At 43.4% G+C, this 15,479-nt stretch carries 13 protein-coding genes; 9 read left to right on the top strand and 4 right to left on the bottom strand.

Annotation, left to right across the window (positions count from 1 at the left end):
* Positions 1 to 502: 502 nt before the first annotated feature.
* The gene (locus ACEW80_RS30395; RefSeq protein WP_373530197.1) at positions 503 to 868 is read left to right on the top strand and encodes a DUF2237 family protein; all 366 of its coding nucleotides are present in this window, start codon (positions 503 to 505) and stop codon (positions 866 to 868) included.
* 40 nt (positions 869 to 908) lie between these two features.
* Here the strand turns inward: ACEW80_RS30395 and ACEW80_RS30390 are convergent, their stop codons facing one another.
* The 3 genes from ACEW80_RS30390 to ACEW80_RS30380 all read right to left on the bottom strand — a co-directional run bounded on the left by ACEW80_RS30390 (position 909) and on the right by ACEW80_RS30380 (position 3,665).
* The gene (locus ACEW80_RS30390) at positions 909 to 1,397 is read right to left on the bottom strand and encodes a response regulator (RefSeq protein WP_373530171.1); all 489 of its coding nucleotides are present in this window, start codon (positions 1,395 to 1,397) and stop codon (positions 909 to 911) included.
* An 83-nt stretch (positions 1,398 to 1,480) separates the two neighbouring features.
* Positions 1,481 to 3,088, bottom strand: coding sequence for a response regulator (locus tag ACEW80_RS30385; protein WP_373530170.1), 1,608 nt, complete (start codon positions 3,086 to 3,088; stop codon positions 1,481 to 1,483).
* A 4-nt stretch (positions 3,089 to 3,092) separates the two neighbouring features.
* Entirely contained in the window at positions 3,093 to 3,665 is a 573-nt protein-coding gene (locus ACEW80_RS30380) for a chemotaxis protein CheB (RefSeq protein WP_373530169.1), read from the bottom strand.
* Positions 3,666 to 4,155: 490 nt separating this feature from the next.
* Here ACEW80_RS30380 and ACEW80_RS30375 point away from each other — a divergent pair, with 490 nt between their 5' ends.
* The 7 genes from ACEW80_RS30375 to ACEW80_RS30345 all read left to right on the top strand — a co-directional run bounded on the left by ACEW80_RS30375 (position 4,156) and on the right by ACEW80_RS30345 (position 10,120).
* A complete protein-coding gene (locus ACEW80_RS30375; RefSeq protein WP_373530168.1) occupies positions 4,156 to 4,656 on the top strand; it encodes a DUF2231 domain-containing protein in 501 nt (166 codons plus the stop codon).
* Complete coding sequence (locus ACEW80_RS30370) at positions 4,653 to 5,270, top strand: DUF2231 domain-containing protein (RefSeq protein WP_373530167.1); 618 nt, start codon at positions 4,653 to 4,655, stop codon at positions 5,268 to 5,270. Before ACEW80_RS30375 ends, ACEW80_RS30370 begins: the two co-directional genes overlap by 4 nt.
* A gap of 89 nt (positions 5,271 to 5,359) precedes the next feature.
* Positions 5,360 to 6,274, top strand: coding sequence for a cytochrome c oxidase subunit II (locus ACEW80_RS30365; RefSeq protein ID WP_373530196.1), 915 nt, complete (start codon positions 5,360 to 5,362; stop codon positions 6,272 to 6,274).
* A 14-nt stretch (positions 6,275 to 6,288) separates the two neighbouring features.
* Entirely contained in the window at positions 6,289 to 7,950 is a 1,662-nt protein-coding gene (gene ctaD / locus ACEW80_RS30360) for a cytochrome c oxidase subunit I (RefSeq protein ID WP_373530166.1), read from the top strand.
* A 162-nt stretch (positions 7,951 to 8,112) separates the two neighbouring features.
* The gene (locus ACEW80_RS30355) at positions 8,113 to 8,292 is read left to right on the top strand and encodes a hypothetical protein (protein WP_373530165.1); all 180 of its coding nucleotides are present in this window, start codon (positions 8,113 to 8,115) and stop codon (positions 8,290 to 8,292) included.
* Positions 8,293 to 8,502: 210 nt separating this feature from the next.
* Positions 8,503 to 9,105, top strand: a complete 603-nt coding sequence (locus ACEW80_RS30350; RefSeq protein ID WP_373530164.1) for a heme-copper oxidase subunit III — start codon at positions 8,503 to 8,505, stop codon at positions 9,103 to 9,105.
* Positions 9,106 to 9,340: 235 nt separating this feature from the next.
* A complete protein-coding gene (locus tag ACEW80_RS30345) occupies positions 9,341 to 10,120 on the top strand; it encodes a hypothetical protein (protein ID WP_373530163.1) in 780 nt (259 codons plus the stop codon).
* Positions 10,121 to 10,358: 238 nt separating this feature from the next.
* Here ACEW80_RS30345 and ACEW80_RS30340 read toward each other — a convergent pair whose 3' ends face one another.
* Positions 10,359 to 11,282, bottom strand: coding sequence for an FTR1 family protein (locus ACEW80_RS30340; RefSeq protein ID WP_373530195.1), 924 nt, complete (start codon positions 11,280 to 11,282; stop codon positions 10,359 to 10,361).
* 1,080 nt (positions 11,283 to 12,362) lie between these two features.
* On the opposite strand from ACEW80_RS30340, the gene ACEW80_RS30335 reads away from it, so the two are divergent.
* Positions 12,363 to 15,203 (top strand): choice-of-anchor D domain-containing protein, encoded by a 2,841-nt coding sequence (locus ACEW80_RS30335; RefSeq protein WP_373530162.1) that lies wholly within the window; start codon positions 12,363 to 12,365, stop codon positions 15,201 to 15,203.
* Positions 15,204 to 15,479 lie beyond the last annotated feature (276 nt).

The raw sequence follows: 15,479 nt of genomic DNA, 5'->3' as shown, positions 1-15,479 counted from the left end.
TTCCTCAGTTTTTGGATAACATCGGGCTGGTTGTGATTTCTGACTTTTGTTATTGTGGAAAACGATAACTTTACGACATCACCCTGTTTCCTTCATGCAGTTAAATTAATAACTAGGGGTTGCTGAAAAGTATAATTTTTATATGCTTCTACTTGTCAAAGAAGCCATAATTACCCAACGATTATCTGACGATAACTTCCCTTCACGCGAAAGTTCAAAGTCTTCTGCTGAGATTAGATGCTGCCCCTATTTTTGGTACATATTTACTAATAAGCACACAGCGACTGCTAGTCACGCAGATGCAAGTATTTTGGGATATTTTATCCTCTGTTCTTGCACCTGAATATATTTCTTTGGTCTGATAATCTCAGAGTGTCGGCTTTTCTTTCTTTTTCAGCAACCCCTATTTAGTTCCCACAATTTTGTACTACTTATTAGACTACAAACCGAAGTGCAGAATGTGTGTTTTAAACTCGTTATAAGTTACTAAAGGGAATTAATGATGACAGACGCTAAAAACGTAATCGATGGAAACCTAGAGGTTTGCTGCACTTCTCCGATGACTGGATTTTACCGCGATGGTTTGTGTCGCACAGGTGGTCAGGATTTCGGGTCGCACGTCGTATGTGCCGAAGTGACATCAGAATTCCTGGAGTTCACCAAATCGCAGGGGAATGACCTCAGCACACCTAATTCTAACTTTCCTGGATTGAAGCCTGGCGATCGCTGGTGTTTATGTGCTTCTCGTTGGCAAGAAGCTCTGGAGGCTGGTGTTGCTTGTCCCGTTGTCCTTGAATCAACCCATGCTAGGGCTTTAGAAGTAGTTTCCCTAGACGAACTGAAAAAAAATGCCCTAACTTCGTCTTGATTTAGACATTGGTTATTTCCCTCTGCTTCCCAGTTCTAAATCAACTCGCTGAAACTTTCAGAGGCAGTTCTAATAAACTGGCAACCACAGTAATCAATTTAGTGGGGTCAATTGGCTTAGATAAATGCTGCTGAAACCCTGCTGAAAGCGCTTCTAATCGGTCTTCTTCTCGCGTGTATGCTGTTAAAGCGATCGCTGGAATACGTCCGCCTTTTTCTGGTTCCAAAGAGCGCAGTTTCCGAATCAGCGTATAACCATCTTGCTGCGACAGACCGATGTCGCTAATCAGGATATCTGGTTTTGTTTGTTCAAATACTGCTAGCGCTTCATCGACTGATGCTACCGCAGTGGCGATCGCTCCGTAGTCTTCAAACATAAAACTGAGAAAGTTACGGGTATCGGCTTCATCATCTACAACTAAAACTGTTAATCCAGCAAGCGGCGTTGATGCTACAGGGGAGGAAATTTCTCCTGTGGCTTCTCTACTCCCCCTGCTACTCCTATTGTCTTGTAACAGTGGCAATCTCACGGTAAAGGTTGCTCCTTGTTCTGTGCCTGGACTTTGAGCAAAGATTACCCCCTTGTGCAGTTCTACTAGATGACGGACGATCGCTAGCCCCCTAGTCCTAGTCCATTGTGCGATCGGGTTGTAGTGCTGTCTGCTTGCCGGAAACGCTCAAATACTTTCGGTAAAAACTCTGCACTGATGCCAATACCCGTATCGATAACTTCAATTTGAGCGTACTGAGATTTGCAATTTTGAGACTTTGCAGAATGTCTCAGGGTCGGCTCCCCAGCATCAGAACTTTCCAAGACGGATGTTAAATTACTGCTTTCATCAGTGTTTGAAGAATCTAAATTTTCACCATCAGATGCCAATCCAAAATCTGAAATCGAAAATCCAAAATAGGTTGACAGCCTAACTTCTACCCTACCACCCTTAGGTGTAAACTTAATGGCATTAGTTAGTAAGTTCCAGACAACTTGCTGTAAACGGGCTGGATCGCCATAAACTGACCCTACCGAAGTATCCAGGACAGTGTTTAATTTAATGTCTTTTGGTTCGGCTAGGGGACGCACTGCCTCTAAGACTGCCTCCATCACCGAGATCAGATTTACCGCAGATACGTTTAATCGTAGCTGACCACGGATAATCCGGGATACATCCAAGATATCCTCAATTAGTTGCATCTGAGCTACAGCGTTGCGTTCAATCGCCTCCAGGGCGCGAGAAGTGGCTTTTTCGTCAAGTTTCTTAGAGCGGAGGATTTTTGACCAGCCTAGCATTGAGGTTAGGGGTGTGCGGAGTTCGTGGGAGAGAACAGCGAGAAATTCATCTTTCATCCGATTTGCTGCTTCTGCTTCCTGTCTTGCCGTCTGTTCTCGAATCACTTGAGCGCGGACTTCTTCTGCTTGTTTGCGTTCAGTAATATCTTCGAGGGTGCCGACATATCCCAGCAATTCTCCTTGACTGGAAAGCATTGGTGATGAGCGAACTTGAACCCAACGGCCGATGCTATGAGCAGTTTGAAAGCGAAACTCATCAGAGTAGTCGCGTCCTTCACGAATGTAGGCAGACCAACTGGCATCTGCTCGTTCTCTATCTTCTGGATGAACAGATTCTAGCCATCTCTTTTCTAAACTCTCTGCCGCTTTCAAGCCACAAATTGCCTGATAGCGGGGATTAGTATACCTACAGCCACCTTCAGTATCAATTTCAAAAATGCCAACGGGTGAACAGGTACTTAGCGATCGCAATCGCTCTTCACTTTGCCTGAGTTCTGCATTCACAGCTACCAGTTGCGCTGCTTGTTGCTTGACGGCTTCGGTTTTCTTAAATAGTTCGACGAATACTGTGACTTTAGAAGTCAAGATATTGGGGTCTAATGGTTTGAATAAATAATCAACTGCACCCAAAGCATAGCCTTTAAACAGCATTTGGTCGCTGGTGCTAAAGGCGGTGAGAAAGATAATTGGAGTGTGCCGCGATCGCCCCCGATTGCGAATTAAGGTAGCAGTTTCAAACCCATCCATCCCTGGCATTTGCACATCCAGCAAAATCACCGCAAAGTCTTGATGCAGCAGACACCTCAAAGCTTCTTCCCCAGAAGTAGCTCTCACGAGATTCTCCCCTAGTTTTTCTAGGATTGCCTCTAGTGCCAGCAAATTTTCTAGTTTATCATCTACTATGAGGATGTTTACTTTGGGTTCCATCTGCATGGGTTTATTTCCGTGATGAGTGACAAAGCTTAACCATCTGAGAAGCAATGTCTTTTAGTGTCAAAATCCAGTCTACTGCAACAGCAGAAATTGCTGCCTCTGGCATAACGTAACTCTCAGCCGTGGAAGGTTCCTGTACAATAGTAAGCCCTCCCCGCAATTTTATTTTTTTAAGACCTTGCACACCATCTTGGTTTGCTCCTGTCAATATTACACCGATGACTTGCTCACAATAGACATCGGCTGCTGACTCAAATAGCACATCGATAGATGGTCTGGCATAGGAAACAGGCTCATCAGTCGAAAGAGCAAAGTGACCTAGTTCAACCAGCAAGTGATAATCTGCTGGAGCTAGGTAGATATGTCCTGGTAGTATTTCGTCTTTGTCTTCCACTTCTCGAATCGGTAACAAAGCGAATTCTTGTAATAACTCCGAGAGTGTGTTCTTAGACTCCTTGTGACGGTGTTGCACGATCGCGATCGGTACAGGAAAGTCTGCTGGTAAGTTTCCCAAGATAATTTTTAATGCTGATAATCCACCCAAAGAAGTACCAATCACCACAAGTTTAAAGGACACTTAGTAACTTACCTTGATTCGCTTCTATACCAACTACTCAAGATTATATATTTTTGTCGTTTGGATTACAATTAGAAATTTTATCATTGTGAAATACTTCACAGTAAAATATTTTATTTAGGCTTTCTAAAATTTTAATTAATGCCAGAATCGATACATTGTAAAAATAGGTTTTTGTTAGATAACTAACTTTTAAAAGTTTAACTTTTATTGTTTTGACAATTCATAAAAATTTACTTAAGCTATAAAGATAGGTTAAGCAAATCAACAAACTACAGCGATTTGGTTTAGCTACATCAAAAATTGCTGTTGCAGACGATGTTTACTAGATTTGGCTACAAAAAGCTAAGACATGATTAAGCATATCGCACCGCGCAGATATTGAACAGATTCGAGTCAATTATCGATGGATACTTGTGGTGATGTTAGTGAGTATCCATAAATCATTGAAGTTTTACGAAAGTGCGGTAGATATTTCCAGGAGAAGACAATGCTTGAGTATTTGACATCTTTGAACGACCACAATTTACCCTATCCCGATACGATTCATCCCATCGTTGTCCACTTCGTAATTGCGATGGTGTTGTTTGGATTTATTTGGGATGTACTTGGCTATTTCACTGGTAAAACCCAGCTTTTTGAGGTTGGTTGGTGGAATATGTTTGTTGCCACGATCGCTATGTTTGTGGCGATCATTTTTGGTCAGTTTGAAGCGGGTTTAGCACAACCTTACAGCGTCGCTAAATCGGTGCTGAATTTGCATACACTAGTTGGTTGGTCGCTTTCAGGAATCATCACGGCGATTACAGCTTGGCGCTATGTAATTCGTTCCCGCAATCCCCAAAAATTACCGATTTATTATCTGGGAGCCGGGTTAATTTTGACCTTGATAGTTGGCGTACAGGTATATCTCGGCGATAAACTTGTTTGGGTATATGGATTGCATACAGTACCAGTTGTGGAAGCATTAAAGGATGGTCTGTTGCGATGAACTTAGAACTAATTGACCAATTGACCGGCTCTTTAGGCGCAAACGGGTTACCTTACACCATTCCCATTCATCCCAACTTAGTCCATCTAACACTGGGTTTGTTCATCATTGCGATGACCTTCGATATCGTTGGTGTTTTGTTCCCCTTCCAAAAATGGGTCTTCAAATTTTTGGCAATTACTGTGGAACGTGACAACTTCTTTGATGTTGGCTGGTACAACATGGTAGCTGCCAGCATCATCACATTTTTCACAGTGACAGCAGGTTTTTACGAAATGCTGTTGGCAACACCACCAGCTGATATGAAAAGTGCCTGGGGATTGCAGGCAATGGAAACTATGCTCTGGCATGGTGTAGGTGGTGTTTTCTTATTAGCGCTGATTGTTGGCATGACCGTCTGGAGAGGATGGCAGCGCTTCGTTTGGGCTAAACAAGAATATAAACAGACAGATAGACAAGTGCAGTGGTTCTATCTGTTCGCAGGCATAGCAATCATGTTGATTATGTACGTCCACGGGACACTAGGGGCGCAAATGGCTACCGAGTTTGGCATACACAATACAGCAGACAATTTGCTGCGATCGGGACAAGACCTGAATACAACACTCAAATAAGTCAATTGTCATTTGTCAATTGTCCTTTGTCCTTTGATTAATAACTCAATGACCAATGACTAATGACTAATAACCAAAGACCAAAGACCATGAAAATCCAGAAGATTTTAAATATTTTAACGTTGCTGACAGGCGCGATCGCAGTCACTGTTACTAGTCTCTGGATCGGACAACAGGCTTACTCCTGGCTTCCCCCACAAGCAGCAGCCGAATCCAAATTAATTGATGATTTGATTAGCTTCTTAGTAACCCTGGGTGCTTTCATCTTCTTGGGAGTAACAAGTACTCTAATGTATTCTGTGATCTTCCATCGGGCTGTCAAAGATGACTTCACCGACGGACCCCCAATTGAAGGCAATATTACTTTAGAAGTTGTCTGGACAGCAATCCCAATTCTGTTAGTATTTTGGATTGCGGGCTACAGTTACCAAGTTTACGAACAAATGGGGATTCAAGGCCCAGCGGAATTAGTTCACCTGCATAATCCGCTGAAAATGGAATCGGCTCATGCAGCATTAATTGATGCCCCAGCTGAATCGGTAGAAAAAATTGATGTCCTAGCCAAACAGTGGGCGTGGGTTTTTCATTACCCAGAAAAAGATGTTACTAGTACCGAATTGCATTTACCAAGCGATCGCCGGATACGTTTAGCATTGCGATCGCAAGATGTTCTGCATGGCTTCTATATTCCGGCATTCCGCCTCAAGCAGGATATTATTCCTAACCAGGCGCTCGACTTTGAATTTACTCCCATTCGCCCCGGTAAATATCGGCTGACGGATTCCCAATATAGCGGCACATACTTTGCGACGATGCAAGCGAATGTAGTCGTCGAATCTCCCGAAGATTATCAGCAGTGGCTAGCCCAAGCTGCAACTCAAAAGCCATCCCTAGCAAATAATCAAGCGGCTTTTGAGTATGCCCAAACATCCAATCAGTCAGTCAAAACTGGTTGGGTAACAGTTCCACCTGCTGCACCAACTCTAGTCAATTCTCCTGGTTGAAAGGAAAATAACCGATGACTAATATTCCGATTGAAGGTATGCTTCTCCCTGATGAGAAGCCTAACCACGAATCTCCGGGGAACTGGAAAGAATACTTCAGCTTTAGTACTGATCATAAAGTTATTGGTATCCAGTATCTTGTTACCTCCTTCTTCTTCTTTCTGGTTGGCGGTATTTTTGCGATGGTGATTCGCGGAGAACTGCTAACACCCGAATCAGATTTAGTCGATCGCACCATCTACAACGGAATGTTCACCATGCACGGCACTGTGATGCTGTTCTTGTGGACATTTCCTTCACTAGTTGGTTTTGCTAATTATTTAGTGCCGCTAATGATTGGGGCGCGAGACATGGCATTTCCCCGTCTGAATGCCGTTGCCTTTTGGATGGTGCCAGTAGTCGGAATTCTGCTGATGGGTAGCTTCTTTATCCCTGGTGGACCAGCCCAAGCCGGTTGGTGGTCTTACCCGCCTGTCAGTCTCCAGAATCCCACAGGTAACTTAATTAATGGTCAAGTTGTCTGGCTCTTAGCGGTGGCAATATCCGGCGTATCCTCAATTATGGGGGCAGTCAACTTTGTCACCACAATCGTCAAGATGCGCGCCCCAGGCATGGGCTTCTTTCGGATGCCTTTGTTTGTCTGGGCAGTGTTTAGCGCTCAGATTATCCAACTATTTGGACTACCTGCGCTGACAGCAGGCGCGGTGATGCTGCTACTCGACTTGACAGTTGGCACTGCCTTTTTCGATCCCGCCAAGGGTGGCAATCCAGTTATGTTCGAGCATTACTTCTGGTTTTACTCCCACCCCGCCGTTTACGTGATCATTTTGCCCATCTTCGGCATCTTCTCAGAAGTCTTCCCAGTTTATTCACGTAAACCGCTATTTGGTTACAGAGTAGTTGCAGTTTCATCGATCTTGATTGCAGCTGTCAGCGGCATTGTATGGGTACATCATATGTACGTCAGTGGTACACCCGGCTGGATGCGGTTAATTTTCATGCTGACGACGATGTTTGTATCTGTGCCTACGGGAATTAAAGTTTTTGCCTGGGTAGCAACCATCTGGGGCGGTAAACTGCGGCTAAATACCCCGATGCTATTTGCCCTGGGTGGATTAGTTATGTTTGTGTTCGCCGGAATCACAGGCATCATGCTTTCCTCCGTGCCGGTTGATGTCCACGTTAACAATACTTACTTTGTGGTGGGACATTTTCACTACGTTCTCTACGGCACCGTGACGATGGGCTTGTATGCTGCCATCTATCACTGGTTCCCCAAGATGACCGGGCGGATGTACCACGAGGGTTGGGGCAAAATACACTTCTGGTTAGCCTTCATCGGCACAAACCTCAACTTTTTGCCCATGCACCCCTTAGGATTGCAAGGGATGGTACGTCGAATTGCTTCCTACGCTCCAGAGTATCAATTCTGGAATGTGATCGCTAGCCTGGGCGGGTTTCTGTTGGGAATGTCCACCTTGCCCTTCATTTTCAATATGGTGATTTCTTGGATGCAAGGCGAGAAAGCACCTAATAATCCTTGGCGAGCAATTGGATTAGAGTGGTTAGTTTCTTCACCGCCTCCAGTCGAGAACTTTGAAGAAATTCCGATCATCATCTCTGAACCTTACGGCTACGGCAAATCTGAACCGTTAACAGCTAACCTCCCAGAATAACAATTCGCAATGCGCTAAACGCGCCGCTACCGCTAACGCAATTCGCAATTTTTTAGATATGTAGGGTGTGTTAGCGACAGCGTAACGCACCAAACCCTTGATAATGGTGCGTTACGAACTTCGTTCTAACACACCCTACAATACTTAAGCTAAGCGTATTGGGTGCAAGTCGATACAACAAAGATGCGAGTCGATGCAACTAAGGTGCGAGGCGATGCAACAAAGATGCGAGTCGATGCAACAAAGATGCGAGGCGATGCAACAAAGATGCGAGGCGATGCAACAAAGATGCGAGTCAATGCAACAAAGATGCAGGTCAAAAAACTTGTGTGTACACCGTAGCGCAACGCGCTGCCAATAAGGTTTGGCTAAGACTTGATCCCCCCAACCCCCCTTTTTTAAGGGGGGCTAAGAACGGCTCTATTTCCCCCTTTTTAAGGGGGACTAAGGGGGATCTTTAAGTGCCTATGCACCTTAACCGAACCGTATTGAACGCGCTGCTTCTCCTTTGCGTTTTAAATTTAACCCTCAAGCTAAAAGCAAACTCCACCAATGGACAGTTATATCAATTCAAATGAATTGCACGAGACAGGCGCAGAACATAGCCACGATGAAGAAGGCAACAAGATGTTTGGCTTCATTGTGTTCTTGTTATCTGAAAGCGTGATCTTTTTAAGTTTTTTCGCCGGCTATATCATCTACAAAACAACAACACCTAACTGGCTACCAGCAGGTGTTTCTGGATTAGAAATCAAAGAACCGACAATCAACACAATCATTCTAGTTGCCAGTAGCTTTGTGATTTACTTAGCCGAACGCGCCCTGCAACGCCATGACTTAGTAAAATTTCGTCTGTTTCTCTTGACAACGATCGTAATGGGAACTTACTTTTTAGTTGGCCAAGCGATTGAATGGAACGGCCTCGCTTTTGGTTTCACCTCAGGGGTATTTGGTAGTACATTCTATCTACTCACAGGCTTCCACGGTTTGCACGTTTTCACCGGCATTTTGTTGCAGTTGATTATTTTGGTACGCTCTTTCATTTCTGGCAACTACGATACAGGTCACTTCGGCGTTAATGCAACCTCGTTGTTTTGGCACTTCGTCGATATCATCTGGATTATTTTGTTTGTTCTGATCTACGTTTGGCAGTAAATTTCGTATTTAATTGTGTGCAGAAGATTCATAAGGCGATCGCTTAAGGTAAATTAACCTGAGTTCGACAAATCTTTTTTGACCTCTCCCCCAGCCCCTCTCCGAGGCGGAAAGGGGAGCAAAAAGCCTAATTTTTCATTGCTCCTCCCTTTCCGAAACGGAAAGGGAGGTTGGGAGGGAGAGGTTCATCGAACTCACGTTAAATTACACATTAAAGCCTTAAAGGAGATTGTCGATGCAACTTCTCGAATGTCCTCCTGTTGCAGTCATTGCCGGAGAAAATGCGGTTCACGTTTCTCAATTACCTTCTACCTGGCAAGACATTGCTAAAGGAACAACGAGTGTAGGGCTTTCCCATCCCCAGAACTATGTTGAGATGGCACAGTTGTTCCTATATAAATTAGAGCATGGTGACGTTGACTTATTTAGCGATCGCCCCCAACTAGCTCACTTGATACCGTCATTTTCCCAGATATTTGCCCAACTGGCATGGGAAACTCTGGAGTTTTTTGGACAAGACTTTCTCAAACACAGCTATCCAGATTTTGCAGAAATTCTCCGGGATGTAGAGTCGAAGGGAAGCGAGTTTGCTGATGAAGTAAAAGTCGCTCGAATTGGTATAGATTTATTCAATGAGTTTGGTTATGAACTACCTGCCAGCTTCTATCATGTGCATCTAGCGCCAATTTACCGCGATCATGTTTTTGAAGAACGTGCCTTAAGATTTGATCAGCGCGATATCGAACACAAACGCCCTTGGGATGCCATCCTTCATGCAGGTAAAGTGTTTGCTATCCAAATGAAGGTGCAAAGTATTGCTTCCAAATACGGTTTTACTTATCAACACGGCTGCGGTTGCAACTCTCATCTATCTTCTATTGATGTAGCGCGTGGGGCGTTTGAATATGAAATAAGTCCCGAAAAGCGTCAGCGATGGCTTCGCAGTTTCATCTGGACTGCTTGGTATGAGTATGCCTTCTTTGCGATCGTGCCTAATACAAGTTACTTGGTTTAACGCAGGGCTATTTTATCGAAACAGAATTCAGGAGCTAGAATGGGCTAAACCTTAGCTATCCGCTAACAGAATTAATTTTATGCGACTGGCGGATAACGTAGCGTAAAGCCTTCTCTTCTCCCTTGGCGCTAGCCTCTCCCTTTGGGAGAAGGGGAGACGCTACATTATCCGCCAACGGCATAGCTACGCTATCGAGCGTCTTGATTCTGACTTCTGAATTCTTCTTCAATCATTTAAGTTAGTTAGGTTTGGCTGCTGACTTTAATTCTGTTGGCTGACCAAGACTGCGGAAGTAAATACTGCCTACAATTACCCAAAAGAGCAGATATCCTATAGCCTGGACTAGATAGAGTTTTTGGGTATAGCCAAATAAAGTTTTCAGCAAAATACCAGGAAACTGGCGGTCAGGTAAGATGGTTGAGAAATCCCAAATCTGGGAACCCAAGAGACAAGATGTATTTCCTTGTCCGCAAAAGCCCAAGACTTCAGGGTTGATTTGGCTAAAAGCGACAGCAGCTGCATCAAGATGGCGCAGTACAGAAATCACTAACCCAGAAACAATCAGTAGCAATAACACGCCCATGACTTGGAAAAACTGGCTCAAGTTGATCCGAATGCTCCACTTAAAAAGCAGCATCCCGATGACAACCGCTACAGCTAGTCCGGCCATAGCCCCTAACACTGGTGTCAAACCTTCTTGAAACTTGGCGACGATAAACAAAGCAGTTTCTAAGCCTTCCCGAAACACGGCAATAAAAACTAAGCTGAAAATCGCCCAAGCTGGCCGGTTATCTTCACCCAAGGCACTTTTAACAGAACCTTGAATCTCGGCTTTGAGAAATCGCGCTTGGCGTGTCATCCAGATTAGCATCCAACTGAGCATTGCGATGGCGATCGCACCTAATCCAACCTCAAACAATTGCTTGAACACAGGTGCATAGAGCTGCTCAGATGTCTGCAATCCCCGTAGCCCTAGATGAATTAGTAAACCAATTACAAAACTCGCTAAGATACCGCTCAGAACTCCTAAGTAAACCCAACGCTGCAATTTTTGTTGTTGAGCTTGCTGTAAACAGGCGAAGACGATTCCCACAACTAAAGCGGCTTCCACGCCTTCTCGCAGGGTGATAAAAAAGGTAGGTAATGCATCGCTCCAACTGATCATAAATTAAATTGCTTCCGTGACAGATGTTTGTTGTAAGTTGACTGTAACAGTTTCTTTACTTTTACCTTAAGGATAATAGAGCATACACAGCCATATCTCTAAAGGCTCCTATTACCAATTTTATTCTTTGTGAAACAGCACAAAATCAAACTTGGTGAGACAAGGGGCTTAAGCCGATACGTTTGGGGTTAAGGCTAAAACTCTTTGTCAAGGGCGTTACAAAGGAAACGGGTAATCAATATATTTATATTTTTAAAACAACCTCTCAAACTTCTCTCCGTAGCCTCGTATCGATTTATCTTAGCGTCATTCAACCATAAGCAATATCTTGTGGAACAGCGCCGACTAAATTTGAGAGAAACTTCATCAAATCCTTGCCCAAACTGCTCTTCATTCGCATATCACTTGAAAATTTACAGGACTTTACCACAATATCTCCATAGTTTTTCTCGCTTTGTTGTAAAAAAAGCAACTAAAAACCGGGTATTTACTGATATCAATTGTTATTTGTGAAGGTTAGTCTAAATGAAGGAAACAAAGCTCGGTTGTACGGCTGAGAACAGCTTCAATTAAGTTGTTACATCAGTCCCTTTAACTTAAGGAATCAACTCACTAAAGTTTCAACAAATTCAACTTTGACTACTGTGACTTAAAGTCCTGAGTTATCAGCCAGGGGTGAGTTTTACTATGCCGATTTGGCAACCTTCTGACCTAAGACAACGGATAAAGTTCAGAGTAATTACCATGCTTAATATAAATCACCGTATCGAATATAGTAGCTGCGATCGCATCTGCTAGAGATGGAAATACGATTTAATTCGACTTTAGCCTTGCCAATCAGACAATCGTCCGATCACCCTTAACAAAACCCTGACGATTGATAGTATCGATATCTCTAGTTTAACCATCAGCGGTTGGCAAAAGAAAAAATTTCCAATTTTACAAAAGCGTTTACAATCGGTACGATTTCAAGTTGCGATCGGACAACTGTGACTGTCTTGAAAAGTCCAGACAGATGACCTTTTCAAATAACTACTGCGCTACCAATTCACCTTACACATATTTGGAGTTACCCTCATGGCTGGCACAACATACTACGTTTCTGGAACAGGCAATGATCAAAGTAATGGCTTGAACCAGGGAGAAGCGTTTCGCACCCTTCAAAAAGCCGCAGACTTAGTGCAAGCAGGTGATACCGTCTACGTCATGAATGGTACTTACACCTCACCTTACGCTACTATTCTGGGTATTAACAATAAGCAGGGTAGGGCTGATGCGCCGATTACATTTACGGCGCTATCTGGTCATACACCTATTTTAGAAGCGCACAAAAACATTTGGAATGCTATATCAATTAAAGGTTCCTCATACTTAGTAATTGAAGGGCTGACGCTGGTGGGAGCGCGAGATGAAATTACATTAGAATACGCGCTTGAACAAAAATTGAACTTGAGTAATTCCGCAACATCTGGAAATGGTATTAGTGTTGGTATTGCTAACATCGCCGGAAACCAAGAGATCCACTCACATCACATTACAATCAGAAATAACAATGTCTCTAAGTTTCCAGGCGCGGGCATTGGAGCAGGGAAAGCAGATTATATTACAATAGAAAAAAATATTGTTTCTGGAAATGCTTGGTATAGCCCATTCGGGAACCAAGGAATCTCATTAGGTCAACTTTGGAATTCTGATAATAATGTAACAGATTACAAAGTAATTATTCGAGGTAACACTTCTTTTGATAATAAATCATTAGTCCCTTGGGAAAAGGTAGGAGAAATAACTGAGGGTCATGGAATAATGCTTGACACTTCTTATTTTGAAGATGTTGCTTACACTGGTAAAACCTTAATCAGTAACAATGTAATTTATAAAAATGGTGGGGCAGCTATTCAAATTTTCAAGGGAGAAAACCCTGTGGACATTGTGAATAATACAACTTATCAAAATTCACAAGTAATCCCCACCGGAGAGATTTTTCTTAACAGTGCTAAAAATGTTCGAGTCTATAACAATATCATGTATGCAAGCGCTGGAAATGAAACTAATTCCATTGTTAATTCCAGTAACTATTCATTTAACAATAACCTTGCTTACAACGGAGCTTTTAAAACTACAGGCTCAGGAAATATCTTAAACAAAGACCCGTTGTTTGTTAATGCAGCCAACGGTGACTTTAGGCTTAAACCTGAAAGTGCCGCGATTGATGCTGGTTCTAGTGCTTTCAATGGCATCACTAAGAACCTTCCCAAAGATGGCGATGGCAATGGCAGTGTATTGATTGACATTGGCGCATACGAAGCCCCCACCAATAATACTCCTACCCCCGAAATTCAAGTTCTTGATGGCACAATTGACATTGTAGATGACAGCACTACCGCCATTAACTTTGGCGAGGCCATTATTGGTAGCATCCTAACCAAAACTTTTACTATTAAGAACACAGGTATAGCTGCACTCAACCTGAGTAATCTCAAACTATCCGACGACTTTAGTTTGGTAGGAACTCTTCCAGCTACTTTGGCTGCCAAGACTTCGGCGAATATAACGGTAGCACTAAATACAACCACTGCCGGAATTTACACTGGCAACTTCAGTTTAAGCAACAACGATAGTAACGAAAGCCCCTTTAACTTTGCGATGAGCGGTAAAGTTAATGCTCCCGAAATTCAAGTTCTCAATGGCAAACTTGACATTGTAGATGGCAGCACCACTGCCATTGACTTTGGCAACGCCGCTTTCGGCAGCACCGTCACCAAAACTTTCACCATCAAGAATACCGGTACATCTGCACTCAACCTGAGTAATCTCAAACAACCCGACGGCTTTAGTTTGGTAGGAACTCTTCCAGCTACCTTGGCTATCAAGACTTCGACGAGTATAAAGGTGGCACTCAATACGAAAACACCTGGAACCTATGCTGGCAGTTTCAGTTTGAGCAACAACGATATTGACGAAAGCCCCTTTGACTTTGCTATTAGCGGTACAGTTAAACCCGCTCCTGCTCCCGAAATTCAAGTTCTCAATGGCACAGTTGACATTGCAGATGGCAGCACCACTGCCATTGACTTTGGTAACGTCGCTTTCGGCAGCACCGTAACCAAAACTTTCACCATCAAGAACACGGGTACAGCTACGCTCAACCTGAGTAATTTCAAACTTCCCGACGGCTTTAGTTTTGTAGGAGCTTTTCCATATACCGTGGCTGCCAACGCTTCAAAAAGTATAACGGTGGCACTCAACACGAATACACCTACGCCTGGAACCTTTACTGGCAGCTTTAGTTTGACCAACAACGATAGTAACGAAAGCACCTTTGACTTTGCCATCAAAGGCACAGTTAAACCCGCTCTTGCTACCGAAATTTATCTTCTCAATGGCACTGATAGTTCTGAGTACTTAAAAGGCAATGCCCCAGCCAACAAGATTTATGGGTTTGGTGGTAACGACACCATCGTAGGTAATCTAAAAAATGACCAACTTTTCGGAGGCGACGGAAACGATAGTCTCTGGGGACAAGATGGTGATGACCTGCTCTACGGCGATAGTGGCAATGACAAGCTTTCGGGTGATAACGGAAACGATACGCTATTTGGTGGTATCGGCGATGACTTACTAAACGGGAATGCAGGCAATGATTGGCTTTATGGGGGCAATGGCAATGATGTACTTACAGGGGGTTATGGTGTTGATACCTTTGTATTCGCTTCTGGTGAGGGCACAGACTCCATTACTGACTTTAAAGTAGGTGAGGACAAGATTGCGTTGTCAGGTGGACTGAAGTTTGGTCAATTGTTGATACAGCAACAAGGAAGTCAAACCTCGATTGTGGATAGTTCTAACAATCAAGTGTTGGTAAATTTAGATAATATCACTTCAACAACGCTCTTGGCTCAAACTTTTATCACTGTTTAGTTCCATCTTCTGATGACCAAGCCACTTCAGGAGGGGTGTGGGGGTTCCCCTACACCCTATCTCTGTCAAGGTGAGTCTAACTTTTATTCTGAGAACTTAAAACTTCCAGATAAAAACTCATAATTCTCAGAATTGGCGAACAAGTTCCATTCTAACAACTGCCTTGCCTCAGAATGAATTCTGAGGTTAATAGCAGAAGACTTCTAAAAGACATCTCCAGAAATTAAATATGCGTTATCCAGAACCCTTGTAGAGATGTAGAAGTGCTATATGTCT

Source organism: Nostoc sp., from assembly GCF_041747015.1.
Lineage (GTDB): Bacteria > Cyanobacteriota > Cyanobacteriia > Cyanobacteriales > Nostocaceae > Nostoc.
Note: the sequence above shows the minus strand (reverse complement) of the source record. Positions and strands in the feature narration are given on the sequence as shown.

What these genes read in the sequence shown, in the direction of transcription:
- ACEW80_RS30395 (WP_373530197.1), top strand. Translation starts at nt 503, where the DNA reads ATGACAGACGCTAAAAACGTAATCGATGGAAACCTAGAGGTTTGCTGC.
- ACEW80_RS30350 (WP_373530164.1), top strand. Translation starts at nt 8,503, where the DNA reads ATGGACAGTTATATCAATTCAAATGAATTGCACGAGACAGGCGCAGAA.
- ACEW80_RS30375 (WP_373530168.1), top strand. Translation starts at nt 4,156, where the DNA reads ATGCTTGAGTATTTGACATCTTTGAACGACCACAATTTACCCTATCCC.
- ACEW80_RS30365 (WP_373530196.1), top strand. Translation starts at nt 5,360, where the DNA reads ATGAAAATCCAGAAGATTTTAAATATTTTAACGTTGCTGACAGGCGCG.
- ACEW80_RS30385 (WP_373530170.1), bottom strand. Translation starts at nt 3,088, where the DNA reads ATGCAGATGGAACCCAAAGTAAACATCCTCATAGTAGATGATAAACTA.
- ACEW80_RS30335 (WP_373530162.1), top strand. Translation starts at nt 12,363, where the DNA reads ATGGCTGGCACAACATACTACGTTTCTGGAACAGGCAATGATCAAAGT.
- ctaD (WP_373530166.1), top strand. Translation starts at nt 6,289, where the DNA reads ATGACTAATATTCCGATTGAAGGTATGCTTCTCCCTGATGAGAAGCCT.
- ACEW80_RS30345 (WP_373530163.1), top strand. Translation starts at nt 9,341, where the DNA reads ATGCAACTTCTCGAATGTCCTCCTGTTGCAGTCATTGCCGGAGAAAAT.
- ACEW80_RS30370 (WP_373530167.1), top strand. Translation starts at nt 4,653, where the DNA reads ATGAACTTAGAACTAATTGACCAATTGACCGGCTCTTTAGGCGCAAAC.